At 64.4% G+C, this 25490-nt stretch carries 24 protein-coding genes; 12 read left to right on the forward strand and 12 right to left on the reverse strand.

Features of this window, described 5'->3' with window-relative positions; genetic code table 11:
• Nucleotides 1-6 precede the first annotated feature (6 nt).
• The 4 genes from YY7_RS0106875 to ggt form a co-directional block, all read right to left on the reverse strand.
• Entirely contained in the window at nt 7-2280 is a 2274-nt protein-coding gene (locus YY7_RS0106875) for a xanthine dehydrogenase family protein molybdopterin-binding subunit (RefSeq protein ID WP_028162588.1), read from the reverse strand.
• A gap of 2 nt (nt 2281-2282) precedes the next feature.
• Complete coding sequence (locus YY7_RS0106880; protein ID WP_028162589.1) at nt 2283-3299, reverse strand: FAD binding domain-containing protein; 1017 nt, start codon at nt 3297-3299, stop codon at nt 2283-2285.
• A gap of 13 nt (nt 3300-3312) precedes the next feature.
• Entirely contained in the window at nt 3313-3933 is a 621-nt protein-coding gene (locus tag YY7_RS0106885) for a (2Fe-2S)-binding protein (RefSeq protein ID WP_028162590.1), read from the reverse strand.
• 243 nt (nt 3934-4176) lie between these two features.
• On the reverse strand, nt 4177-5763 hold the full coding sequence (gene ggt / locus YY7_RS0106890; RefSeq protein ID WP_028162591.1) for a gamma-glutamyltransferase: 1587 nt from the start codon (nt 5761-5763) through the stop codon (nt 4177-4179).
• A 165-nt stretch (nt 5764-5928) separates the two neighbouring features.
• On the opposite strand from ggt, the gene YY7_RS50930 reads away from it, so the two are divergent.
• Both YY7_RS50930 and YY7_RS0106900 read left to right on the forward strand, forming a co-directional pair.
• Nucleotides 5929-6678, forward strand: a complete 750-nt coding sequence (locus YY7_RS50930) for a rhodanese-related sulfurtransferase (RefSeq protein ID WP_035689476.1) — start codon at nt 5929-5931, stop codon at nt 6676-6678.
• 4 nt (nt 6679-6682) lie between these two features.
• Complete coding sequence (locus YY7_RS0106900; protein ID WP_028162592.1) at nt 6683-6901, forward strand: SlyX family protein; 219 nt, start codon at nt 6683-6685, stop codon at nt 6899-6901.
• Between the two features lie 149 nt (nt 6902-7050).
• Here the strand turns inward: YY7_RS0106900 and YY7_RS0106905 are convergent, their stop codons facing one another.
• Nucleotides 7051-7272, reverse strand: coding sequence for a hypothetical protein (locus YY7_RS0106905; RefSeq protein ID WP_028162593.1), 222 nt, complete (start codon nt 7270-7272; stop codon nt 7051-7053).
• A gap of 126 nt (nt 7273-7398) precedes the next feature.
• On the opposite strand from YY7_RS0106905, the gene hemE reads away from it, so the two are divergent.
• Complete coding sequence (gene hemE, locus YY7_RS0106910) at nt 7399-8442, forward strand: uroporphyrinogen decarboxylase (protein ID WP_028162594.1); 1044 nt, start codon at nt 7399-7401, stop codon at nt 8440-8442.
• Between the two features lie 155 nt (nt 8443-8597).
• Here the strand turns inward: hemE and YY7_RS0106915 are convergent, their stop codons facing one another.
• The gene (locus tag YY7_RS0106915) at nt 8598-10211 is read right to left on the reverse strand and encodes a GMC family oxidoreductase (protein ID WP_028162595.1); all 1614 of its coding nucleotides are present in this window, start codon (nt 10209-10211) and stop codon (nt 8598-8600) included.
• 306 nt (nt 10212-10517) lie between these two features.
• Here YY7_RS0106915 and YY7_RS0106920 point away from each other — a divergent pair, with 306 nt between their 5' ends.
• The 9 genes from YY7_RS0106920 (at nt 10518) to YY7_RS0106960 (ending at nt 19418) form a co-directional block, all read left to right on the forward strand.
• Nucleotides 10518-12476 (forward strand): putative bifunctional diguanylate cyclase/phosphodiesterase, encoded by a 1959-nt coding sequence (locus YY7_RS0106920; RefSeq protein WP_028162596.1) that lies wholly within the window; start codon nt 10518-10520, stop codon nt 12474-12476.
• 216 nt (nt 12477-12692) lie between these two features.
• Nucleotides 12693-13415 carry a GntR family transcriptional regulator gene (locus tag YY7_RS0106925; RefSeq protein WP_028162597.1) on the forward strand — a complete coding sequence of 241 codons (723 nt, stop codon included), beginning with the start codon at nt 12693-12695 and terminating at the stop codon, nt 13413-13415.
• Nucleotides 13416-13468: 53 nt separating this feature from the next.
• Nucleotides 13469-14440 (forward strand): ABC transporter substrate-binding protein, encoded by a 972-nt coding sequence (locus YY7_RS0106930; RefSeq protein WP_028162598.1) that lies wholly within the window; start codon nt 13469-13471, stop codon nt 14438-14440.
• 1 nt (nt 14441) lies between these two features.
• Nucleotides 14442-15197 (forward strand): ABC transporter permease, encoded by a 756-nt coding sequence (locus tag YY7_RS0106935; protein ID WP_028162599.1) that lies wholly within the window; start codon nt 14442-14444, stop codon nt 15195-15197.
• Nucleotides 15176-15982 carry an ABC transporter ATP-binding protein gene (locus tag YY7_RS0106940; RefSeq protein ID WP_051396585.1) on the forward strand — a complete coding sequence of 269 codons (807 nt, stop codon included), beginning with the start codon at nt 15176-15178 and terminating at the stop codon, nt 15980-15982. The genes YY7_RS0106935 and YY7_RS0106940 overlap by 22 nt, the downstream gene beginning before the upstream one ends.
• Nucleotides 15983-15990: 8 nt before the next feature.
• Nucleotides 15991-16791, forward strand: coding sequence for an ABC transporter permease (locus YY7_RS0106945; protein ID WP_035689479.1), 801 nt, complete (start codon nt 15991-15993; stop codon nt 16789-16791).
• Nucleotides 16792-16802: 11 nt separating this feature from the next.
• The gene (locus YY7_RS0106950) at nt 16803-17468 is read left to right on the forward strand and encodes a polysaccharide deacetylase family protein (protein ID WP_028162602.1); all 666 of its coding nucleotides are present in this window, start codon (nt 16803-16805) and stop codon (nt 17466-17468) included.
• Nucleotides 17465-18334, forward strand: a complete 870-nt coding sequence (locus YY7_RS0106955; protein WP_028162603.1) for a fumarylacetoacetate hydrolase family protein — start codon at nt 17465-17467, stop codon at nt 18332-18334. The genes YY7_RS0106950 and YY7_RS0106955 overlap by 4 nt, the downstream gene beginning before the upstream one ends.
• 37 nt (nt 18335-18371) lie before the next feature.
• Nucleotides 18372-19418: a uroporphyrinogen decarboxylase family protein gene (locus tag YY7_RS0106960; protein ID WP_028162604.1), complete on the forward strand. Its 1047-nt coding sequence runs from the start codon at nt 18372-18374 to the stop codon at nt 19416-19418.
• 263 nt (nt 19419-19681) lie between these two features.
• On the opposite strand, the gene YY7_RS0106965 is transcribed toward YY7_RS0106960, so the two are convergent.
• The 6 genes from YY7_RS0106965 to YY7_RS0106990 form a co-directional block, all read right to left on the reverse strand.
• Nucleotides 19682-20578 carry a DUF2778 domain-containing protein gene (locus YY7_RS0106965; RefSeq protein WP_245287216.1) on the reverse strand — a complete coding sequence of 299 codons (897 nt, stop codon included), beginning with the start codon at nt 20576-20578 and terminating at the stop codon, nt 19682-19684.
• Between the two features lie 289 nt (nt 20579-20867).
• Nucleotides 20868-21569 (reverse strand): ABC transporter ATP-binding protein, encoded by a 702-nt coding sequence (locus YY7_RS0106970; RefSeq protein WP_028162606.1) that lies wholly within the window; start codon nt 21567-21569, stop codon nt 20868-20870.
• Nucleotides 21562-22296, reverse strand: coding sequence for an ABC transporter ATP-binding protein (locus tag YY7_RS0106975; protein ID WP_028162607.1), 735 nt, complete (start codon nt 22294-22296; stop codon nt 21562-21564). Before YY7_RS0106975 ends, YY7_RS0106970 begins: the two co-directional genes overlap by 8 nt.
• Nucleotides 22283-23377: a branched-chain amino acid ABC transporter permease gene (locus tag YY7_RS0106980; RefSeq protein ID WP_028162608.1), complete on the reverse strand. Its 1095-nt coding sequence runs from the start codon at nt 23375-23377 to the stop codon at nt 22283-22285. Before YY7_RS0106980 ends, YY7_RS0106975 begins: the two co-directional genes overlap by 14 nt.
• 7 nt (nt 23378-23384) lie before the next feature.
• Complete coding sequence (locus tag YY7_RS0106985; protein ID WP_028162609.1) at nt 23385-24605, reverse strand: substrate-binding protein; 1221 nt, start codon at nt 24603-24605, stop codon at nt 23385-23387.
• Between the two features lie 4 nt (nt 24606-24609).
• Nucleotides 24610-25467 (reverse strand): branched-chain amino acid ABC transporter permease, encoded by an 858-nt coding sequence (locus YY7_RS0106990; RefSeq protein ID WP_028162610.1) that lies wholly within the window; start codon nt 25465-25467, stop codon nt 24610-24612.
• Between the last annotated feature and the right edge of the window lie 23 nt (nt 25468-25490).

The following is a 25490-nucleotide window of genomic DNA, read 5'->3' on the forward strand; positions in this document are numbered from 1 at the left end:
GACGCGCTATACCTCGATCTTTTCCAAACGCACCGGCAATCTCCGGATGCGCTGACCGGTGGCGTGAAAGATCGCGTTGCAGACCGCAGCGTTGGTGCCGACATTGCCGAGTTCGCCAAGCCCCTTCACGCCGGCCGGATTGATCTGCGTGTCCTCCTCCGAGAGCAGGATCACCTCAACGTCAGGAATATCGGCGTTCACCGGGACGAGATAGTCGGCGAGATTGTCATTGACGTAGCGCGCATAGCGCTCGTCGAGTTCGGTTGCCTCATGCAGCGCGGAGGCCACGCCCCAGATCAGGCCGCCCATCAGCTGGCTGCGCGCGGTGCGCGGGTTCATGATGTGGCCGGCGGCAAACGCGCCGAGCACGCGCGGCACCCGGATCTCATGCGTGAAGCGGTTGACGCGCACCTCGACGAAGTCGGCGCCGAAAGCGTAGGCGATCTTCCCGCCGAACTCCGGGCCGCCGACCATGCGCACCTGGCCGTTATGCATGGCGCGGAATGAGTCCGCCGGCGCGCCGTCGGGTTTCCACTCGCCATACTCCTCGATCACGCTGACGCCGAGCGCGTCGAACGCTGCCTCACGATCGAGATCGAGCCGCTGGTCGCTGCGCGAGGCTCCGCCTGACGGCGTCTGGCCGACGGTCTGCCCTTGGTTCGGCATCATGGCCTTGAGCAGCCGCTGCCTGACCTGGTCGCACACCATCATCACGGTGGAGCAGGTGCTCGCGGTCGAGTTCGAGCCGCCGGCCACCGGCGCCGGCGGCAAGTCGCTGTCGCCGATCACGACGGTGACCCTCTCGACGGGAACCTCGAGCCTCGTGGCGGCCGCCTGCGCTATAACGGTGTAGGCGCCATTGCCGATCTCGTGACCGGCGATCTCGACGCGCACGCGCCCATCGCGCCGCAGCCGCACGCGAGCCGCGGCCGGCGCCATCTGGGTCGGATAGCAGGTGGTGGCGCAGCCATAGCCGATCAGCCACTCGCCGTCCGCCATCGATCGAGGCTCGCGGTTGCGCTCCGCCCAGCCGAACGCCTTGGCACCCTCATCGAAACAGGCCATCAGCGAGCGAGACGTGTAGGGCTTGCCGCCGATCGGCTCCCGGTTCGTGTCGTTGACGCGCCGCAGCTCGATCGGGTCCATCTTCAACTGATACGCCAATTCGTCCATCGCGCTTTCCAGCGCGAAGAGGTACGGTACTTCCGGCGGCGAGCGCATGAAGCCCGGCGTGTTGCGGTCGGCACGCACGATCCAGACCAGGCTGTCGACATTCGGGCAGTCATAGAGCCGCGTCGTGGTCTTGGTGCCACCGACGCAATAGGCGTCCGCGCGCGAGGAGATTTCCCAGCCCTCGTGCCGCAACGCCGTCAGCTTGCCGTCGCTCATTGCGCCGAGTTCGACGCGGTGGCGCGTCTCGGCGCGGTAGGTCGAGACGTTGAAGCCCTGATCGCGCGTGGCGACGAGCTTCACCGGGCGGCGCAGGCGACGGGAAATGCTTGCCATGATCGCGGTGCGCGGGGTCATCGAGCCCTTCGAGCCGAAGGCGCCGCCGACATAGGGATTGACCACATGCACGCGGTCCGGATCAATGCCGAGCTGGGTGGCAACTCCGTTCTTCAGGCCGTGGACGAACTGGCTTGGTTCGTAGATGGTCAGGCTGTCGCCATTCCAGGCGACGCTGGTGGCGAACAGCTCCATCGGATTGTGGTGCTGCGGCGGCGTTTCATACTCGGCGGAAATCTGCACCTCCGCCTCCTCGAACGCCTTGTCGAAATCGCCGACCTTTGGGTCGTCCTTGAACATCGCAAGCTGGCCCTTGGCGCGGGCCGCGACCGTGCCGGGCGAATGAAAGCTCGCAGTCGGCGTCGCCGCCGTATAGCTCACCTTGACCCGATGCGCGGCCTCGCGCGCCGCCTCATAGGTATCCGCGAGCACGACCGCGATGATCTGGCCCTCCTCGGCAATGTCAGGAGATCGCAGCGGCTGATTGGTCGTGGACGCATAGCCGCCATTGCTGAAGAACTTTGCGGGCTCAAGGTGCTCCGCATTCTCGTGCGTGACGATATCGACAACGCCGCGCACCTTCTGCGCTTCGGACAGGTCGAAGTTGTCGACACGGCCCTTCGCGATCGCGCTGGTGACGAGATAGGCATAGGCCGGATCGCGCAGTGGCATGTCGGCAGCATATTGCGCCGTCCCGGTCACCTTGGCGACGGCATCATAGCGCGGGATCGGCTGGCCCATATTGGCCTTGGGAGCGGGAGCGGCTGTCGTCATCGTCAGATCTCCATGGTCATGGCCTGATGCAGCGCGCGGGCGACGACGCGCTTGCCGAGCTCGATCTTGAATTCATTATGGCTACGCGCGGATGCGCCTTCGAAGGCGATTTCAGCCACTCGTTCTGCCAGTGCATCGTCGAACTTCTGGCCTTTGAGCTCAGCTTCGGCGTCGCGCGCCCGCCATGGCAGCGTTGCGACACCGCCAAGTGCGATGCGCGCATCTCGCACCGTGCCGTCCTGAACATCGAGCGCGATCGCAGCCGATGCCAAAGCGAATTCGTAGGACTGGCGGTCCCGCACCTTGAGATAGGCCGAGCGCGGCCAGCGGCCGGGGATGGTGAAACCGGAGATCAGTTCACCCGGCTCGAGCGTGGTCTCGAGCTGCGGCGTGTCGCCAGGCGCCTTGTGCAGTTGCGCAAAGGGAATAGTCCGGGTGCCCGACTTGCCGGTGATGTCCACGCTCGCATCGAGCGCGATCAGGGCCTGCGCGAAATCGCCGGGATAGGTTGCGATGCATTTGTCCGAAGTGCCGAGCACCGCGTGGCTGCGGTTGAAGCCGTCCATCGCGGCGCAGCCCGAGCCCGGATTGCGCTTGTTGCAGGCCTCATAGCTGACGTCGCGGAAATAGGTGCAGCGGGTCCGCTGCAGCACGTTGCCGCCGAGGGTGGCCATGTTGCGAAGCTGCGCGCTCGCGGCAAGCTTCAGCGAGTCGGCGACTACGGGATAGTTCTGCTGGATCTCCGGATTGGCCGCGACGTCGGCCATCCGCGCCATCGCGCCGAGGCGCAGATTGCCGTTCTCCAGGCTGACCGTAGCCCACGTCGGCGACAGCGGATTGATGTCGACGATTGCGCGCGGGCGCATCACGTCGAGCTTCATCAGGTCGAGCAGCGTAGTGCCGCCGGCAAGCGGCTGGATTTCGGCTTCGGTCAGGGGATTATTGCTGGCGCTTGCCGCCGCCAGCGCCTGGATGGCCGCAGAGGGATCGGCGGCTCTTTGATAGGCAAAGGATCGCATGGGTATGCCCTTGCTAGCCAGAGAGGATTTCGGGCGCGGCCTGCTTCACGGCGGCCACGATGTTCGGATAGGCGGCGCAGCGGCAGATGTTGCCGCTCATATATTCGCGGATGTCCTCGTCGTTGCCGGCGTGGCCTTCCTTCACGCAGGCGATCGCCGACATGATCTGGCCTGGCGTGCAATAACCGCACTGGAAGGCATCCTGGTCGATGAAGGCCTGCTGCATCGGATGCAGGCGCGCGCCGTTGGAGAGACCTTCGATCGTGGTGATCTCGTGATCCTGCGCCGACAGCGCGAGCGTCAGGCAGGACAGCACGCGACGCCCCTCGATCAGCACGGTGCAGGCGCCGCACTGGCCGTGGTCGCAGCCCTTCTTGCTGCCGGTGAGCCCTATATGCTCGCGCAGCGCGTCGAGCACCGTGGTGCGCGCATCGATGTTGAGGGCATTGTCGTGGCCGTTGACGCGCAGCGTCACCGGAACGGGAAGCGTGGGATCCTGTGTCGAAGGGATCGTGGTCGTCGCCGGTTCAGCCGCGCGCGCCGCCAGCGGGAACATAGCGCCGCCGGCAGCTCCCGCAAGGAACGAACGCCGATTGAAGCTGGAACGGGATTGCGGATTTGTCTTGTCATCCATGACGGGCTCCGCTTGCGAAAGGAATTGCGGCGCACGCCTGCGCCTCACCGCCCTAACAAAGGCGGTGAAGCGTTGTTCCGGAGATGACGAAGCACAGCGCTGTGAAGCAGCGCCAGTTCCAGGATGTTGAAGACGCGCTTGGAGCGTTTTCGAGCGAAGTGGATGCCGGTTAGCGTGAAGAAAACGCGTCGAGAGGAGAATCCAGAGCCTCGGTTCTGATTCAATCAGAACCGAGAAAATGGTCTAGTAACCGAGCGCGCAGCCGTCCTTGCGCGGATCGGAACCGCCGGTCAGCGTGCCCTTGTCCCAGTCGATCCAGATCGCCTGCCCGCCACCGAGCGGAGCAACCACGCTGGTGGTCTTGTGCCCTATCTTCTTCAGGCCCTCGACGATCGCGGCCGGCACGCTGTCCTCGAGCTGATAGACGCCCTCGTAATGCAGGCCGCGCGGCATATCGATCGCTTCCTGCACGTCGCAGCCATAGTCGAGGATGTTGGTCAGCACTCGGGTCTGGCCGACCGGCTGGTACTGTCCGCCCATCACGCCGAACGGCATGATTGCGCGGCCGTTCTTGGTCGCAAGGCTCGGGATTATCGTATGCAGGGGACGCTTGCCCGGCGCGATGCAGTTGGGATGGCCGGGCTGGATGCGGAAGCCGCCGGCGCGGTTCTGCAGGAGGATGCCGGTCTTGTTGGAGACGATCGCCGAGCCGAAGGAGTGCGCGATCGAGTTGATGAAGGAGCAGACGTTGCGGTCCTTGTCGACCACGGTGATATAGACCGTCGACGGATTCATCGGCGGCGCGACATTCGGCAGTTCCAGCAGCCGGTCCATCCGGATGTTCTTGATGTATTCGTCGGCGAATTCCTTGGCCAGGATGCCGGCGACATCCACATGCACGTGCCGCGGATCGCCGATGTGCTGCTCGCGCATCATGTAGGCGATGCGCGCGGCCTCCGCCTCGAGATGGAAACGTTCGACGCTGAGCGCGGGGAACTTGGTCAGATCGAAACGCGAGAGGATGTTGAGCATCACCAGCATGGTAATGCCCGGGCCGTTCGGTGGGCACTGCCAGACGTCGTAGCCCTTGTAGATGGTGCCGATCGGCGCGGTGACCTCGGTCGAGTGATTGGCGAAATCGTCCAGCGTGTGCAGGCCGCCGATGCTGCGCAGCGTCGCGACCATGTCCTCAGCGATCTCACCGGTATAGAAGGCCTTCGGGCCGTCCTTTGCGATCGCACGCAGCGTCTTGCCGAGCTCGGGCTGGCGGATCACGTCGCCCGCGACCGCGGGCTTGCCGTGCGGCAACAGATAGCGCGCGGTGTTGGTGCCGTTCTTCAGTTTCTCGAACTGGTTCTTCCAGTCGAAGGCGATGCGCGGCGCGACGACATAGCCCTCTTCCGCCGCCTTGATCGCCGGCTGCAGCAGCTTGTCGAGGCCGAACTTGCCGTGATCCCGCAAAATCGTCTGCCATGCGTCGACGGCGCCGGGGATGCTCACCGCATGCGCCGAGGTCAGCGGCACCGAATGGATCTTGCGCTCGAGATACCATTCGCAGGTCGCCGCCATCGGGGCGCGGCCCGAGCCGTTATAGGCCGTGATCTTGCCCTCGCCTCTTGGCTGCACCAGCGCAAAGCAGTCGCCGCCGATGCCGGTCGATTGCGGCTCGATCACCGCCAGCAGCGCTGACGCGGCGATCGCCGCATCCACTGCCGTGCCGCCCTCGCGCATCACGTCGATCGCCGCCAGCGCGGCCTCCGGGTGCGACGTCGCCACCATGCCGTTGAGCGAGTGGACGGTGGAGCGGCCGGCGAAATGGAAGTTTCTCATTAAAGGTAGCTCACTTGGTTGTTCTGCATTGGAGTTCCCGGCGAGGCGGGAGCTACATGACATATTCGTGCCGTTCTCTGCAATGGCTGGCATGCCAGAGCTGCGTTGCGCCGGGAAATCCGACTAAGGGTTTTCGCTGGCCCAACTGCCTGATAAATCCGCGCCATGCCGCTGAAAGTCGCCGCCTTCTACCAATTCGCCAGTCTGCCCGATTACCGGGAGCTGCGCGACCCCCTGCACGCAATTTCTGCGGGTCTCGGGTTGAGGGGCAGCATCCTGCTGGCGAGCGAGGGCGTCAATGGCACGACCGCGGGACGCGCCGAGGCGATCGACGCCTTTGTCGGGGAACTGCGGCACGGCGCGGTGTTCGGCGGCCGGCTCAACAGATTGGAACTGAAATTCTCGGAAGCCTCCGCAATGCCATTCCAGCGAATGAAGGTGCGGCTGAAGAAGGAGATCGTCACGCTCGGCGATGCCTCCGTCGATCCGACGCGGCAGGTCGGGATCTATGTCGATCCCGCCGAGTGGAATGCGCTGATCGCCGATCCTGACACGCTTGTGATCGACACCCGCAACGCCTTCGAGGTCGCGCTGGGCACGTTCGAGGGCGCGGTCGATCCCGGCATCAAGAGTTTCGGACAGTTCAAGGACTTTGCCGCGCGCGAGCTCGATCCGGCCAGGCACCGGAAGATCGCGATGTTCTGCACCGGCGGCATCCGCTGCGAGAAGGCGAGCAGCTTTTTGCTCGCGCGCGGCTTCGGTGAAGTGTACCACCTCAAGGGCGGCATCCTGAAATATCTGGAAGAGATGCCGAAGCGGGAGAGCCGCTGGCGCGGCGAATGTTTCGTATTCGACGAACGGGTCGCGCTCGGCCACGGCTTGCGCGAGCGCGGAAAAGAGACCGCCCATGACTGACGCCATGACGCCTGATATGAAAACACTCGCCGAGCGCATCGATGCACTGGAAACGCGGATCGCCTATCAGGACGACACGATCGAGACGCTGAACGAGACCATCACCGCGCAATGGAAGCAGATCGATGCGCTGACGCGGCAAATGGGGGAATTGCGCGGGCGGTTGCAGGAAGCCGAAAGCAACACGGCCGCTCCGATCAACGAGCGGCCGCCGCATTATTGAAATGTGGCCGTCGTCCCGGGCTTGACCCGGGACCCATAACCACCGCCATCCAAGATGGGCTCCGGACTCAGTTCAGAGCGTAACACTAAATCCTGTGGTTATGGGTCCTCGCTTTCGCGAGGACGACGGAGGCTCGTTCGCGACGACGGCTAGCGGAACACTGCCTTCACTTTTTCCCAGAGCGACGGGTCTTCGCTCTCGCCATCGTGCTTGGTCGGCGAAGGTTGGGCCGCGCTCACGGGGTCGGAGGCCGGAAAGGTGTGCTCCAGGCCGGCCTCGAGCTTCTCGTGCGTCTCGCGATCGGCGGCGAGCGCCTCGCGCGGGTCATCGGCATGCTTGTCATGCGGCGCCGGATTGAATTTCTCAGCCATATGCTCCCTCCATTTGCGCGGGATCAACGCACCGTGCTCGCCGGCGGTTCCAGATCCGCCTTGGCCGGACGCGGCGCGCCGTGTACAGAAGCGCCAGAATGTCAGTCGTTTCAGCAGGAACCTTTCTTGTCCCAAGATTCTCCCAAGCCGCTCCTTGATGTGCTTGCCGGCAATCGCCAGCCGATCCCGCCGATCTGGATGATGCGGCAGGCCGGCCGCTATCTGCCCGAATATCGCGAATTGCGGGCCAAGGCCGGCAGCTTCCTCGATCTGTGCTTCACGCCGGACTATGCCGCCGAAGTCACGCTGCAGCCGATCCGCCGCTTCAACTTCGATGCGGCGATCATCTTCTCCGACATCCTCGTCATTCCCTATGCACTGGGACGCTCGGTGCGGTTCGAGGCCGGCGAAGGCCCACGGCTTGATCCGCTCGATACGCCCGAAAAAGTGAAGACGCTTGCCGCGCATGCAGACTTCACAAAGCTCGAGCCGGTCTATGAAGCGCTGCGCCGCGTGCGGCGCGAGCTCGACGACAGGATCGCGCTGATCGGCTTCTGCGGCGCGCCATGGACGGTCGCAACCTATATGGTCGCGGGCCAGGGCACGCCCGATCAGGCGCCGGCGCGGATGATGGCCTATCGACAGCCCGCGGCATTCGAAAAGATCATCGACGTACTGGTGGAGAATTCGATCCACTATCTCGTCGGTCAGTTGAAAGCCGGTGCCGACTGCCTGCAGCTATTCGACACCTGGGCGGGCGTGCTGCCGCCGCGCGAATTCGAGCGCTGGTCGATCGAGCCGGCGCGGCGCATCGTCGAGGGCGTGCGGAGGCAGGTGCCAGGCGCCAAGATCATCGGCTTTCCCCGTGGCGCAGCCGGCATGCTGCCAGCCTATGTCGAAGCGACCGGCGTCAACGCCGTCAGCATCGACTGGACGGCGGAGCCGGCGATGATCTGCGAACGGGTACAGAGCCGCGTCGCGGTGCAGGGCAATCTCGATCCGCTCGCGCTGATCACCGGCGGCGACGCGCTCGATCGCGCGGTCGACGATGTGCTGGAGAATTACGGCAAGGGCCGGCTGATCTTCAATCTCGGCCACGGCATCCAGCCGGAGACGCCGATCGCCCATGTCGAGCAGATGGTGCAGCGGGTGCGGTCGTATCGGGGTTAGCTATTTCTCCCTCTCCCCGTTCTTACGGGGAGAGGGTTGGGGTGAGGGGCTCTCGCCGCGTATATTGGTGGCAGACGGATTCGCGGAGACTCCCCCTCACCCGGATCGCATCTTGCGATGCGATCCGGCCTCTCCCCGCAGGCGGGGAGAGGCGATCAGCGCGCATCCTCCAAAATCATGTCCGACGCCTTTTCCGCGATCATGATCGTCGGCGCGTTGGTGTTGCCTGACATCAGGTCGGGCATGATCGAAGCATCGACCACGCGCAAACCTCCGATGCCGCGCACCTTGAGCCGTTGGTCGACGACGGCCAGCGCGTCGTTGCCCATGCGGCAGGTCGAGGTCGGGTGATAGACCGTTGAGCCGGTGCGGCGGCAGAAATCGAGCAGGTCCTCATCGCTGATCGTCTTCGGACCCGGCTCGATCTCTTCCGCGCAATAGGTCTTCAGCGCCGGCGCTGCGAGGATCTTGCGCAGGATGCGGAGGCCATCGATGAAGGCGCGACGGTCGGTTTCGGTCGACAGATAATTGATGCGGATTTCCGGCGGCACGGAAGCGTCCGCACTTTTGATGCGGAGCGAGCCGCGGCTTTCGGGGCGGAGCTGACAGACGGAGGCGGTGAAGCCTGAAAACGTGTGCAGGTTCTCGCCCATCTTGTCGGTCGAGAACGGGATGAAGTGGATCTGGATGTCAGGCGTCGCCAGTCGCGGATCGGTCTTGAAGAATGCGCCCGAAGTGCCGGCGGCGATCGTCAGCGGGCCGCGCCGCAAGGCCGCATAATGCGCGCCCGCCCAAAGGCGTCGCAGCGGATGGTTGACGACGTCGTTGAGCGTGACGCGCTGCAGGCAGCGCGTGATCAGCCGCACCTGCAGATGATCCTGCAGATCATTGCCGACGCCCGCCTGGTCGAGCACGACCTCGATGCCGTGCTTCTTCAAGAGCGCCGCCGGACCGACGCCGGAGAGCTGCAGCAGTTGCGGTGAGTTGTAGGCGCCGCCGGCGACCAGGATCTCGCGCCGCGCACGCGCCGTGCGGACCCGCCCCTCCTGCTTGAATTCGACCGCACGAGCGCGGCGGCCTTCGAAGACGATGCGCTGCGCCAGCGCCGAGGTCTCGACATGCAGATTGCCGCGCTTCATCGCCGGGCGCAGATAGGAGAACGCGCTGCTGGCGCGGCGCCCGCGCCGCGTCGTGGTCTGGAAGAAGCCGGCGCCTTCCTGCGTCGCGCCATTGAAATCGGGATTGGTGGGAATGCCGACCTCGGCCGCCGCCTTCACGAAGGCTTCCGACAGCGGATCGTGATGCCGCCAGTCCGAGACCGGCAGCGGACCGCCGGCGCCGTGATACTTATTCGCGCCGCGCTGCTGGTCTTCCGCCCGCTTGAAATAAGGCAGCACGTCCTCATAGCCCCAACCGGCATTGCCGTGCTGACGCCAGCGGTCGTAATCCTCGTGCTGGCCGCGCACATAGAGCAGACCGTTGATCGAGCTCGAACCGCCCAGCACTTTTCCGCGTGGCTGAAAGACCTGGCGCCCGTGCAGTTCCGGCTCGGGCTCGGTCTGGTACATCCAGTTGACGGTTCTTTCCTTGAACAGCTTGCCGTAGCCGAGCGGTACATGGATCCAGACGTTGGTGTCCCTGGGTCCCGCTTCGAGCAGCAGCACCGAGTTCTTGCCGTCGGCGCTCAAGCGATTGGCGAGCACGCAACCGGCGGAACCGGCGCCGACGATGACGTAATCAAATTCCAAGCTGTCATTGTTATTGTTCATTTTGTTTCCCCCAGATTTTTATTTTCCGTGGTCGTACAGACAAAGCTACAATTTGAAAAGACTTATGGCCATGCGCCTTCGCCTGAGAGCCCTGACTGCCACGCTCAATTGGCGGCTCCGCCGGCAGCGCCGCGCCCAATCGCCGTCAAGCGCATTTGTATCGATTTGTTAGCGATGCACGCGCACGCCGTTATCACAACGTCTTGTTGTGGTGTCCGCCCGGTCCATAATTCATAGTTTGTCAAAGCTTTGCAGCGAGGTTCCGCAATCGGCGCCCGCCTTGGGGCCAGGCCTGCAGGGCGAGGGATGCGGACGTATCTGAGCTCATATTTCTCAAAATTGTTCGCCGGCGATCTCGCCGCGTTCGGCGGACCGGCGGCGGACGAGACGGGCGCCGGCTACATCCGCTCCGAGCAGATGTCGCTTGTGCTCGGCCATGCCGTCGGCTTCATGCTGGCCAACGTCTGCAACGCGACCATATTTGCGATCGCGCTCTGGCACTCGGCGGACTGGCTTCGTGCCAGCATCTGGACCGCGGCCGTGGCCTTTGGCGCAGCATGGCTCGGATGGCAATCACGCGCGTCGCGACGAATTGCAAAGCCGCAGTTCGTCTCTCGCCGAACCATGCATCGATTGGTGCTAAACGCAGTCGTGCTGGGGTCCGCGTGGGCGATCGTTCCGGTGGCGTTCTTTGCCAACGCCTCGAATGGCGGCCAACTGGTGATCACCTGTCTTTGCGCCGGAATGCTTGCGGGCGGCGCGCTCGCTTTCGCCACCATCCCGATCGCCGCCATCGCCTTTACCACGCCGATCTTTATCGGCTCCACGATCTGCCTGTACAGGATTGGCGACTTCGTCTACCTGCTGGTTGCAATCCTGCTCGCGATCTATGGCTCCGTGCTGCTCCGCGCCGTGTTCGTCAATTCCTTCGAATTCACACGGCGCATCATCGTGCAGCTCGAGGCGGAGCGGACCGTCCGGCGGGATCTGCTGACTGGGCTGCCGAACCGCATAGCCTTCAACGAAAACCTGGAAGACGCGCTTGACCGGCTGGCACGCACCGGCGAGGAGTTTGCCGTCCTGCTGCTCGATCTCGACCGCTTCAAGGAAGTGAACGACAAGTTCGGCCATCCTGCCGGCGACGAGTTTCTGATCCAGGCGGCTGCGCGATTGCAGCGCTGCACCCGCGCCACCGAGCACGTCGCGCGCATCGGTGGCGACGAGTTCGCGCTGATCATGGCCAATCTGACCAGGCCGAAAGAGGCCTTCGAGATCGCCGAGTGTTTCGTTGCCTCCTTCGACGATCCGTTGGTGATCGATGGACGCGAAGCGTTCGGGGCAACCAGCGTCGGCATCGTGCTGGCGCCGCGCGACGGCAACACGCCCCACGACCTCATGAAACACGTCGACATCGCGCTGTATCGCGCCAAGAAGACGGGACCCGGCACGATCTGTTTCTTCGAACCCGGCGACGACAAGTCGGCGCGCGATCGCCTGGCATTGCGGCGGGATCTGGAAGGGGCAATCGAGCGGAACGAGTTGTTCCTGGTCTATCAGCCATTCATCGAGATCGGCGAAAACCGCATCACCGGGTTCGAAGCGCTGCTGCGCTGGCAGCATCCCGAGCGGGGGCTGGTGTCGCCTGGTGACTTCATCCCGATCGCGGAAGAGACCGGGCTGATTCACCAGATCGGCGAATGGGTGGTCGACCGCGCCTGCCTGGCGCTTGCGGAATGGCCCGACGACATCCGCGTGGCCGTGAACTTCTCCGCGGTGCAGTTCAACAATGCCGGCATCCTGCAGACGATCGTGCAGGCGCTTGCGCGAGCCGGCGTGCGTCCCGAACGGCTCGAGATCGAGATCACGGAATCGATGCTGATCGCAAAGTATGGATCAGCCTTGTCGATCCTGAACTCGCTGTTGGATTTGGGGGTAACGGTTGCGCTCGACGATTTCGGCACCGGCTTCTCGTCGCTGACATACTTGCGCAAACTGCCCTTTAGCCGCATCAAGATCGACCAATCCTTCATCCGCGACATGCTGGTGCAGCCCGACTGCGCTGCGATCGTCAAGTCCGTGATCGGGCTTGCGCAGGAGCTGCGCATCGGCGTGGTGGCGGAAGGCGTGGAAACGGCTGACCAGCTCGAATATCTGCGCCAGACCAATTGCGACGAGGCCCAGGGCTATTTCATTGGCCGCCCGGTTCCGGCCGAACAGATCCCTGCTCTGCTCGATCAGAAGCAGCGGTCGATCCACGCGGCCTAGACTGGACGCCGAATCATTCCGACTTGCCACTGCAATGGCGCGTCGCCCTGCTCCCATCTTCAAGCGGTCAGACTTTTTGCGACTGCGAAATGGTATCCGCCATACCAGCATCACTCGCGGTGAACACGCTGCGAGGCACGGCATCACGGAACTCGAGAATAGGAAAAATCGATTTTCGATTGACGGCAGTGGTCGGGCCCGTCAATCTCCGCCGCCATGAACAGCATCGAGTTGAGTTTTCGTGAGGGATTTGGCGACGAGCGGCCGCGAAGCCTCACGTCTGCGGTGCAGGAGCGGCTGCGCGCGGACATCCTTTCGACCCGGCTCTTGCCCGGGCAGAAGCTCCACATCGCGGGGCTGGCCAAACAGTTTTCCGTCAGCCTCGCCGCGGTGCGCGAGGCACTGTCGCGACTGGTGGCGGATGGGTTGGTGCAGGCCTCCGACCAGCGCGGCTTTCGCGTCAGCCCGGTCTCGCTCGCCGATCTCGCCGACGTCACGCAGACGCGGATCGACATCGAAGGATTGGCGCTGCGGCGTTCGATCGAACGCGGCGACGCAGCCTGGCTCGCCGCCGTCGAGGCCGCCTGGGAGGCGCTCAAGGCGGTGCCTTACCGCTATCCCGATCAGCCGGGCGTGCATTACGAGGAATGGGTGGTGCGCCACCGCGTCTTCCATCGCGCGCTCGTCAATGCCTGCGGCTCGCGATGGCTGCTCGGCTTTCGCGACGAACTGCACGAGCAGAGCGAGCGCTATCGCCGGCTGTCGATCCGACGCGGCGAGCCGCGCGACGTCGAAGCCGAGCATGCCGCGATCGTCGAAGCCGTACGCAGGCGAGATGCGGATGCCGCCGTCATCGCGCTGTCCAAGCACTTCACGATCACCATGGAATTCGTCGAGCTCGCCGCGCCCCGGATCTCGGAGGTGAACGGCACGAACTGAAGGCCGGGCGCAGTTCCCGGAAAACAAGCAGTCATCCTGGAGGAAACAGAACTATGCCCATGTCCCGCCGCCATGCCCTGGCGTCGCTCGTCGCCGTCACCGTGCTCGCAGCGCCCATCGCCGCCTCCGCGGCCGAGACGATTCGCGTCGGGCTGCCGACCAAGACCTATTGGCCGACGACGATCGCCGAGACCGCCGTGCGGCAGAAGCTGTTCGAAAAGGAAGGCATCAACGCCGAGCTGACGATCTACCGCGGCGGCGCCGAGACCTTCGAGGCGATGGCGGCAGGTGCTGCCGACATCATTCTCGACCCTCCGTCCCTGGTGTCGGCCGGACGCAAGAAGGGTGTGATGTCGAAGCTCGTCGCCAATGCCGCGATGGGCAGCTTCGGCTGGCAACTGATGGTGCCGGTCAAGTCGACGCTCGAGGTGAAGGATCTGAACGGCAAGAAGGTCGCGATCACCTCGGCCGGCTCCGGCTCGGACCTGCTCGCCCTGTGGACGGCGCAGGACAAGAAGCTCGAATTCACCCGCGTGCCGGTCGGCGGTGGCGGCCTGGTGCCGAACCTGCTCGCGGGCAATGTCGATGCCGCCGTGGTCTATTCGCCGCTCAGCTTCCAGATTGCTAAGTCGGGCGAGGCCCGCACCATCCTCGACTACGCCAAGGAAGTGCCGCCCAATCTGAGCGCTGGCTGGATCGTGCTCGACAAATATGCCGATGCCAAGCCCGAGGTGGTGCAGAAGGCCGTCAACGCGCTCTACGGCGCGCTGCAATTCATGCGCGCCAACCGCGACACAACGGTGAAGCTGATCGCCGAGCTTTACGAGATGCCGGCCGAGATCGCCGCGCTGGAATATGAGAACACGATTCTGAAGCTGGAGACCGACGGCAACATGGGTGCCGCGAACGTGCCCGCCGCCGTGCAGCTTTCGCTCGATCTCGCCAAGCTCGGCGGGCTCAAGGATATCGTGCCGGTGGAGGAAATCATCTCCACCAAGTTCAAGCCGGTCCCGACGAAGTTCTGAGATGCGGGGCACTCTTGCCATAAAGCTGGCGCGGATCGCGATCGTGGTCGCGATCTTTGCGCTGTGGGAACTGTTGTCGCGCGCCGGCATCGTCAATCCGCGGCTGCTGCCGTCGGCGTCCGACACGCTGGTGACGCTCGGCGATCTCCTGCAGCGCGCCGCCGTGCGCAAGGATCTGATGGTGACGGCAACCGAAGTGCTGGCGGCGTTCACGCTCGCGGTCCCCTTTGGCGCACTGATCGGGTTCCTGATCGCGGAAAACCGCTACTTTGCGGAAGTGGCAAAGCCGCTCTTGTTCTTCGCCTTCAGCATCCCGAAATCGATCTTTCTGCCGATGTTCATCCTGGTGTTCGGCGTCGGCTTCTCGCAGAAGGTCGGGTTCGGCTTCTTCTCGACCATCTTCATCGTGATCATGTCGACCACGACGGCTGTGGAGTCGGTGAAGGTGGAGCATTTGACGGTCGCCCGCTCCTACGGCGCGACGCCGGCGCAGACCGCGTTCCGCGTCTATCTGCCGAGCATGCTGCCAGTGCTGCTGGAGGCGTTGCGGATCTCCATGATCTTCAACCTCACCGGCGTGATCCTCGCCGAAATGTACGCCTCGCGCGACGGCATCGGCCACCAGATCGCGACCTGGGGCGAGAATTTTCAGATGAAGCAATTGCTGGCAGGCGTGGTGATGGTCGCGGCGATCGCGATGACCTTCAACGAACTGATCAGATGGGTGGAAACGCGATGCAGCCATTGGCGAACGTAACCCCGCTAAAGCCTCCGCCGCGCGCCGGCGCGATCGAGGTCAAGAATGTCGGCCAAATCTTCAAGACGTCGACGCAGGACGTGGTCGCGCTCGACAGCGTCTCGCTCGAGATCAAGCCGGGCCGCTTCGTCGTGCTGGTCGGCCCGAGCGGCTGCGGCAAGTCGACGCTTTTGATGATGATGGCGGGTCTGCGCCAGCAGACCACGGGCACCATCACCATCAACGGCGCGCCGATCCCCAAGCCGGACCCGGACCGCGTCGGTGTGGTGTTCCAGGAGGCGAGCCTGTTCCCATGGCTCACCGCGGAAGAGAATGTCGAGTTTCCGCTGGCGCTGCGCGGCGTGGCGAAAGCGGAGCGTCGCGCCAAGGCGCAGGAGGCGCTGAAGCTGGTCGGGCTCGACGGTTTCGGCAAGCGTCATCCGCATGAATTGTCCGGCGGCATGAAGCAGCGCGTCTCGATCGCGCGCGGCCTGGTGCAGGATCCGCCGGTGCTGCTGATGGACGAGCCGTTCGCCGCGCTCGACGAGCAGACCCGCATGACCATGGGCGACGAATTGCTGCGCATCTGGTCGGCGACCGGCAAGACGGTGGTGTTCGTCACCCACAGCCTGACCGAAGCGGTCTACCTCGCGGATGAGGTGATCGTGATGTCGGCTCGGCCCGGCCGCATCGTCGACCATCTGCAGGTGCCGCTGCCGCGGCCGCGCACCTATGAGATGCTGAGCGGCGACGCCTTCGGCACGCTGCGCGACCGCATCTGGCGGCATATCCGCAAATCGGCGTGAGGCTTGCGATGAGCGCGAAGACGCTTCGGCATCTGATCGTGATCGGCCTGATCGCGCTGTGGGAGATCCTGCCGCGCACCGGTCTTATTCCGGAACTGTTCCTGCCGTCGCTGTCCTCGACGCTCAGGGCCGGATGGAACGAGGCGCCAGAATATGGCCACGCGCTGGCGGTGACGCTCTATGAGGTCGCGATCTCGATGGCGATCGCCTGCGGCGGCGGCATCCTGCTCGGCGCCATCGTCGGCAGCCTGCCGCGACCGCGCGTGCTGATCATGCCGATGGTCTCGAGCCTCTATGCGGTGCCGCTGGTGATCCTGTATCCCGTGTTCACTGTCTGGCTCGGCATCGGCACGGAATCCAAGATCGCCTTCGCCTCGATCTACGGCTTCCTGCCGACGATGCTCGCGACCGCTGCCGGAATCCAGACCATCGACCCGCAGCTCATACTGGCCGCGCGCAGCATGGGCGCAACGATGAGCCAGCGCCTCGTCCGTGTCATCATTCCCGCCGCGATCCCGACCGTGCTGTCGGGCCTGCGCGTCGGCGGCGCGCTTGTGATCGTCGGCGTGGTGGTGTCAGAGATGCTGATTTCGTCCGCCGGCATCGGCTACCTGATCTCGCGCTACCGCACCATCCTGGACAGCCCGCACGTCTTCGCCGGCGTGCTGCTGGTGCTGTTCATGGCGATGGCCTTCAATGCGTTGATCAAGTGGATCGAACGCAAGGCCGCGATCTGGCAGACCGGCACCCGCGCCGGCCAGAGCGCTGCCGACGACGTCGGATCCGGCGCCGTGCAGCCGGCGACGTAAAGGATGCCAGCGTGTTCGACCTGACATTGAGTTTCGACAATGGCCCCGAGCCGGAGGTCACGCCGCGCGTGCTCGACATCCTGCGCGAGCGCGACATCAAGACGACGTTCTTCGTGATCGGCGAGAAGCTCGGTGATCCCGCGCGGCGCAGGCTCGCGGCTCGCGCTCATGACGACGGCCACTGGATCGGCAACCACACCTTCACTCACAGCATTCCGCTCGGCCAGCAGGCGGATGCGGATACGGCGGAGAACGAGATCGGCCGCACGCAGGCGGCGATTGGCGACCTCGCCCATCCGCAGCGCTGGTTCCGGCCGTTTGGTGGCGGCGGCAATCTCGACGACCGCCTGCTCAAGCCGTCCGTTGTCGATCACCTCAGGCGCAACAAGCATAGCTGCGTGCTCTGGAACGCGATACCGCGCGACTGGGAGGATCCGGACGGCTGGGTCGGCCGCGCGCTCGATCAATGCGGTTCGCAACCCTGGACGTTGATGGTGGTGCACGACCTGCCGACCGGCGCGATGGACCATCTCGAGGATTTTCTCGATCGCGCCAAGGAGCTCGGCGCCCGCTTCCGCCAGGAATTTCCGCCGGACTGCGTCCCGATCCGCTCGGGCGAGATCGTGCTGCCTATCGACGACTATGTTTCCTCCATCGAAGAAAGTGTCAGACCATGAAGATCGCAAGTTTCAAGGCGGCTGGTGTCGCGAGCTATGGCATCGTCACCGATTCCGGCGTGATCGACACCGGCAAGCGACTGAAGAACTTTCCGACGCTGAAGGCGCTGCTTGCGGAGGGCTCGCTCGACGAATTGAAGAAGCTGCAGGGCGAGCGCGCCGACTACGCGCTCAAGGATGTCGAGCTGCTGCCGACCGTGCCCGATCCCGACAAGATCCTTTGCATCGGCGTCAACTACGCCACGCACCTTGCCGAGAGTGGCCATCCGACGCCGCCGCATCCGATGATCTTCACCCGCTTCGCCAACAGCCAGGTCGGCGCCGGCCAGCCGATGATCCGCCCGCTGGAATCCGAGCGTTTCGACTATGAAGGCGAGATGGCCGTCATCATCGGCAAGGCCGGCCGGCGGATTTCGCGCGAGGCTGCGCTTTCGCATGTGGCGGGCTATGCCTGCTACAATGACGGCAGCATCCGCGACTGGCAGCGCCACACCTCGCAATTTGCCCCGGGCAAGAACTTCGTCGGCACCGGCGCGTTCGGCCCGTGGATGGTGACGACCGACGAACTCCCCGACATCAGCAAGCAGAGCATCGCCACCCGCCTCAACGGGGTCGAGGTGCAGGCCGCGTCGATCTCCGACCTCGTGTTCGACGTCCCTGCCCTGATCGCCTATTGCTCGACCTTTACCGAGCTTGCGCCCGGCGACGTCATCGTCACAGGCACCACCGGCGGTGTCGGCGCCTATCGCACCCCGCCGCTCTGGATGAAGGAAGGCGATGTCGTCGAGGTCGAGATTTCCGGCATCGGCGTGCTGCGCAATCCCGTGAAGGACGAAGTCGCGGCCGCGGCAACCCGCGCGGCGTAACGCGCCTCGCTGAACCAAGAACAACAAGGAGACTATCATGAACCTCCCGATGCATCTCTTGCCGACCACGGTTGTCGGCAGCTACCCGCAGCCGGAATGGCTGGTCGACCGCGCCATGCTGTCGAAGGTCGTGCCGCGCACCCGCCTGCACGCGATGTGGCGGTTGCCGGCCGAGCACCTTGAAGAAGCCCAGGACGATGCGACGATCGTCGCCATCAGAGACATGGAGCGCGCCGGCATCGATATCGTCACCGACGGCGAGATCCGCCGCGAAAGCTATTCCAACCGCTTTGCCACCGCGCTCGAAGGCATCGATGACGAAAATCCGGCCATCATCACCGCCCGCACCGGCAGTACGCAGACGCCGGTGCCGCGCGTGGTCGGCCCGGTGAAGCGCACGCGCGCGGTCGAGCTGCACGACATGCAGTTCCTGCGGCAGAACACCGACCGCGCGGCCAAGATCACCCTGCCCGGCCCGTTCACCATGAGCCAGCAGGCCAAGAACGAGTTCTACAAGGATGACGAGGAACTCGCGATGGCGTTCGCCGAAGCCGTCAACGCCGAGGCGCTCGACCTGCAAAAGGCCGGCGCCGACGTGATCCAGCTCGACGAGCCCTGGGTGCGCAACAATCCAGACCTCGCCAAGCGCTATGCCGTGAAGGCGATCAACCGCGCGCTTCAAGACATCACGGTGCCGACCGTCGTTCATCTCTGCTTCGGCTATGCCGCGGTCGTGCCGGGCTCGAACAAGCCCGCCGGCTATTCCTTCCTTGGCGAGCTCAACGACACCACGGCCGACCAGATCTCGATCGAGGCCGCGCAGCCGAAGCTCGATCTCGGCGTGCTCAAGGAGCTGTCGTCGAAGAAGATCATGCTTGGCGTGCTCGACCTCGGCAATCCCGAGATCGAGTCCGTGGAGACGGTCGCCGCACGCATCCGGAGCGGCCTGAAGCAGGTGCCCGCCGAACGGCTGGTGGTCGCGCCCGATTGCGGCATGAAATACATGCCGCGGCACGTCGCGTTCGGAAAGCTGAAGGCGATGTGCGACGCCGCCGCGCTGGTGCGGAAGGAGATCGGCGGTTAGCTCGCTCCGAGAGGGCTGGAGTCGGGCGCCTCCGGGACATAGGTGCGAGTGGAGAGACATGATCCCCACCCGGTTTGCGCGTTCCACGCGCAAACCGACCTCCCCTTTCCAAGGGGAGGTGACACGCAGCCTCTAGCGCCGCCGCACTCCTTCCCCCTGAAAGGGGAAAGGCCGGGATGGGGGTCTGCCGCGAGTCGCACTGCCTGGGTGGAGAGAATCCTCTCCCGCAAGCGGGAGAGGTGAAACGAACTCCCCGGCCGCTTCTACGACTGCGACGCTGAGCGCGTGGCTGCGGCCTGCGGCGGGCGGTCGTTGAGCCGGACCACGACGACGATGCGCTTGATCTCGCCATTGCGGTAGGCCTTCAGGAAATGGTCGTAGTTCTTGATCGAGACGCAGCCGTTGGAATCGCCGTTCGGGCCGAGCATGTAAGGGTGGGCCAGGAGGCCGGCGCGGCCGAACGTATCCGTGCCATCGACCGGGGTCATGCGCAGCGCCGGCACGCCATGGAATAGCTTCTCGCGCGGCTTCATCTCGTAGATGCCGGGCGGCGTCGCGCCGGCGTTGCGGGTATTCACGCGGGAGGGGTCGTCCATCAGGCCGCCGAGACCCGAATGCGCCTCGAGCTTGGTGCCGTCAGGCATGTAAACGGTGCGCGCCGTGATGTCATAGACGGCGGTGGTGCTGTCGTAGCCAAGCGTGGTCAGGCTCGGCCCGGTGCCGGGAAGGATTCCGCCATTCGGCTCGAGGGACGCCAGTTGCACCCGTCCTGGCACCCAGTCGGTGATCTTCTGCCAAATGGAGCGTTCCTCCGCCTGCGCCACAGGTGCCGGCGCCGGGGGCAGATCGTTCCTTGCCTGCAGGTTGGCATCGACCGGACGCGACCGCGGCAGCGGAATCGCGGCGACTGCGGGAGTCGGCGCCGGGCTGGGCGGGCTGGCTTGCGCGGGTTCGTCGGTCTGGGTGTCGCGAAGCTGCTCGGTCAGCGAACCCTGGATATGGGCGAATTCCGCATTGAAATCGTTACGGCTGCCACGAAGCATCGGGCGGGAGGGGTAGTAGATGAAGGCGGAATCGAGCGTCGAGCGCGCCCCGAACCGATCGTTGAAGGAAATCGCCGCGGACGTGTTCGCCAAGGCCGAACCACGCAGCAAATCCAAGGGGTTAACCTCTGCGATCCAGGCGGCAAGGGTAGACGCCAACGCAAGCGAGGCGACGGAAAATGTCGCCTTGCCCACCCATCGAGCGCCACCCCGCGGGCGCTCGCCTGCAGCTGTCCCAATCTGACCCATCTAACCCCGTTCGGCGCATCGGAGCCTCTGACGGGCTCCAGATAAGGATTCACCGAATTGACTTTGGATATCACGGAACAAGACTTGGGCACAATCGAGACCAAATGGCCGGTCACCCCCGAAAAGTGATGACAGAAAGGCCCGCGCAAGTCTCCCTTTAGGGAGCCAGATACCGCAGCAGTTCCGGGTCGTCCCTGACTGCGGCGGCCGGGCCCTGCAGCGCGACGCGGCCGCGGTCGAGGACATAGGCGTAGTCGGCCACGCGCAGCGCAAGGTCGAGATGCTGCTCGACGATGACGACCGCGATGTCCTTTGCCAGCTCGATCAGGCGCTCGGTGATCTCCTCGATCACGCCGATCCACACGCCCTCGGTCGGCTCGTCCAACAGCAGCAGTTTCGGATCGCCAAGCATCGCGCGGCCGATCGCCAGCATCTTGCGCTCGCCACCCGATAGCGTGCCGGCGGGCTGGTCAAGCCGCTGGGCGAGTTTCGGGAAGATCGCCAGTACCCGGTCGATGGCCGTGGCGTCGTGATTATAGAGTGCGCCGACCGCGAGATTGTCGCGCACCGACAACCGCGCGAACACCGAATGCTCCTGCGGCACATAGCCGATGCCGAGCCGCACACGCTGCTCGGTCGGGCTGCGGCCGATATCCTTGCCGTTGAATTTGAGCTCGCCCCTGGTCAGGCCGAGTTCGCCGACGATGGTCTTCATCAGCGTGGTCTTGCCGGCGCCGTTGCGGCCGAGCACGGCGACGCCGCCGCGCCAGGGAATGCCCATATTGACGTCGAACAGGACCTGGCTGCGGCCATAGCCTGCGTCGAGATTGGTGATATCGAGGAACTGGCTGTCAGGCACGGCGCAGATAGATCTCCTGTACCTCCGGGCTCGCCTGGATCTCGGCGACGGTGCCGCTCTCCAGCACTTTCCCCTGATCGAGCACGGTGAGGCGGTCGCAGATGTCGCGGATGAAATCTAGGTCGTGCTCGACGATCACGAGCGAGCAGTGCGACTTGATCGGTTGCAGCAGTTCGCCGGTGACGCGCCGCTCCTCCAGGCTCATGCCGCCGGTCGGCTCGTCGAGCAGCAACAGGCGCGGCTTGCCCGCGAGCGCCATCGCGATCTCCAGCCATTGCTGCTGGCCGTGTGACAGCGTCGCCGCCGCATCATGGGCGCGATCGGCGAGCCGGAACTGCGTGAGCATCGCCATGACCTGTTCATGTAATATGCCGCGGGTGCGCGACAGCACGAGATCGAGCAGCGAGCATTGCGCCTGCAGCGCCAGCAGGATGTTGTCGTAAAGCGTCAGCGACGGCAACACGCTGGTGATCTGGAATTTCAGGCTCATGCCGGCGCGGGCGCGCTCGGTCGGCGACAGCGCGGTGATGTCGCTGCCGGCAAAGTGCACGGTGCCCTCGGTCGGGGTTTCGGCGCCGGCGACGCATTTCATCAGCGTGCTCTTGCCCGAGCCGTTCGGGCCGATCAGGCCATGAAATTCGTTCTCGGAGACCGTCAGCCCCGCACCGTCAAGCGCGGTCAACTTGCCGAACACCTTACTGATGCCGGTGGCTTCAAGGAGCGGCATGACTGCTCCCCTTCGCTCTTCCGCCGAAGCTGCCGACGCGCTCGCGCTCGCCGAGCACGAAGCTGATCAGGCCGAGCGGACGGAACAGGATCACCAGCAGCAGCAATACGCCGAGGATGATCGGCCAGATGTCGCGGTAGTTGTCCGACAGCCAGAAGCTGACGCCCTCGATGATCACGGTGCCGATGACGGCGCCAATCAGCGTGCCCGACCCGCCGAACAGGACATAGAGCACGACCTGGGTCGAGATCACGACGCCCAGCATATTAGGCCAGACGAAACCCTCGTGGAATGCATAGAGTCCGCCGGCAAGGCCCGCGATGGTGCCGCCGACGGTAAAGACGATTGCCTTCAGGTGCTGCGCCTTGTAGCCGAAGAAAGCGATGCGCTGCTCGTTCTCGCGCAGACCCGCGAGCGCAAGACCGAATTGCGAGCGCACCAGGAAGCGGCACAAGAGATAGACGACCAAGAGAATGCCGAGCGCGAGGTAGTAATAGACTGGCCCCTCCGTGATATCGGTGCTGCCAAGCGACATCGGCGGGATCGAGGGGATGCCGTTCTGCCCACCGAGATAATACCAGCCGCGCGCCAGGCGATCGGCGGCATAGGACCCGGTGAGCGTCCCGAGCGCAACGAAGATCATGCTCGACGGGTTCCGGCCGAGCAACAGGAAGCAGCCGAGCAGGAGCGAGAATATCAGCCCGATCAGCATCGCCGCCGGCAGCACCAGAAAGATCGACGTGACGTTGAGGTCGCGCGCCAGCAGCGCCACGCCGTAACCGGCCGAGCCGAAGAACAGGGCTTGGCCGAAGCTCATGATGCCGGCATAACCCCAGACGAGATCGAACGACAGTGCGAACAGCGCAAGGATGATGACGCGGGTGGCGAAGACGGTCAGATAATCCTGCAGCACCAGCGGCAGGAAGACTGCGACCAGCAGCACCAGGATTTCCACGATCGGCAGGACCCGGCGCGGCGTCTTGGCCTGCGACGTCAGCGTCGCGGCCGCGCCGTGCTCAGCCTTCGAGATGTCCGGCTGTTCGTCGATCCCCGTACGAACCGCCTGCTCGGTTGCGCCCATTCTTCGCTCAGCATTCCTTGGGGTCGACCAGCCCGCTGCTGCGGGCCACGATCTCGTACACGCCGCCCTTGGCGACCGCGGTGTACATGTTCATCTTGCAGTGCCGCTTGCCCGGCACCATCTCGGCGGGGCCGCCCGGCCCCTCCGCGATCTTGGCGTGATCCAGCGCGGCAGCAACGGAATCGCGATCGACCTTGCCGGCTTCCTTCACGGCGGCGGCCCACAGCTTCAATCCGCGATAGGTGCCGGTCGCGGCGCTGCCGGCGGCGAACAGGAAATTGCCGGGGAAATCCTTCTCATAGGTCGCCTGGATCTTGGCGCTGACCGGATCGTCCTTGGTCAGCACCTTGAAATAATCGAGGCAGCTCGCGAGCCCTTCGATCTCGTTGGCTTGATTAATGTTGAGCGTGTTCTCGTCATAGTAGACGCAGGACAGCCGGCCGCCGTTCTTCAGAAAGCCGGCTTCATAGAGCTGCTTGAAGAACGGACCGACGCCGGGTGGAATCACCGTGTTGAAGACGACGTCGACCTTGTTGGAGACGATGCGGTTGACGGTGGCGCTGAAATCGACCTGGTCGAGCGGGTAATATTCCTCGAAGATCACCTCGCCGCCATTGGCCTCGATCACCTTGCGCGCATAGACGTTCAGCGTATGCGGCCAGACGTAATTGGCGCTCGGCAGCGCGAAGCGCTTGCCGCCGTTCTTGATCAGCCAGGGGATGAACTCGTCGCATTGCTGCGCCGGCGTCGGCCCGGTGCAGAACAGATAGGGCGTGCACTCCTTGCCCTCGTAGAGCTGCGGGTAGATGTAGAGCGTCTTGCCGCGGGCGACGATCGGGTCCTTGATCGCGTTGCGCATCGAGCTCGTGATGCCGCCGAGCACGAGATCGACCTTGTCGCGCTGGATCAATTTGCGGACGTTGCCGACCGCGACCGACTCATTGGACGCGGTGTCCTCGATGAAAAGCTCGATGGGACGGCCGAGCAGGCCACCGGCATCGTTGATCTCCTTGACCACCATCTTGGCCGTGTTGGCATCGGCGTTGCCGGCATAGGCGATCGGGCCGGTGAGGTCGGTGGCGATGCCGACCTTGATCGGGCCTTCGGCGGCATTGGCCCATTCGGGACGGATCACCCAGCTTCCTACGCCGGTCGCGATCGCGGTGGAGGCAAAGGCAAAGTTCTGCAGGAAACGACGCCGGCTCAACCTCAAATGATCGCTACGCATGAGACTAGACCCCTTTTCCCGAAAGCAGGCCTTGCGGCCGGAATTTGATGAAGACGATGGCAAGCACGAAGACGAGGATGTCGGCGATCACCGGCGCCATCACCCATGGCAGCGCTGCGCTGAGCGTGCCGATCACCGCCGCGCCCGCGACCGGGCCGATGAACGAGCCGACGCCGCCGACCATGACCGCGACAAAGCCCTGGATCAGGAAGCGGATGCCGAGATCGGCGAACAGGCTGAACACCGGCACCAGCAGCGCGCCGGCCAATCCCGCAAGCGCCGCGCCGAAGGCAAAGGTGGTGCCATACATCGCGGCGGTGGAAACGCCGGAGGCCCGCGCCAGCGCCGGATTTTCCAGCGTGGCACGCACCCGCAGGCCGAAAGTGGTGCGCGACAGCAAGAGATAGCAGCCGATCATCACCAGGATCGTGATCACGATGATGGTGAAGCGCCATGCCGAGATATGGACGGTGCCGAGATCGATCGAGCCGCCGATCGGCTCCGGCACGGAGAGATAGAGCCCGCCGATCAGGCCGCGCACGCATTCGCGGATGATCAGGCCGAGCGCATAGGTGCCGAGCATCGCGACGATCGGTGCCGCGTAGAAGCGCCGGATGATCAGCGCCTCGAGCACGAAGCCGAGCGCGCCGACCAGAAACGGCGCGGCCGCCATGCCGACCCAGACCGGGAGGCCATGGCTATAGGCGAGATAGGTGATGTAGGCACCCAGCAGGACGAACTCGCCCTGCGCAAAGTTGAAGATGCCCATCATGCTGGCGATGATCCCGAGCCCCAGCACGACCAGGACGATGATCGCGCCGAAGCTCAGGATTTCGAAAGCGGCGACGAATGCACTACCCATGCATCGCGATCCGGCCGAAGTGC

Source organism: Bradyrhizobium elkanii WSM2783 (assembly GCF_000472865.1).
Classification (GTDB): domain Bacteria; phylum Pseudomonadota; class Alphaproteobacteria; order Rhizobiales; family Xanthobacteraceae; genus Bradyrhizobium; species Bradyrhizobium elkanii_A.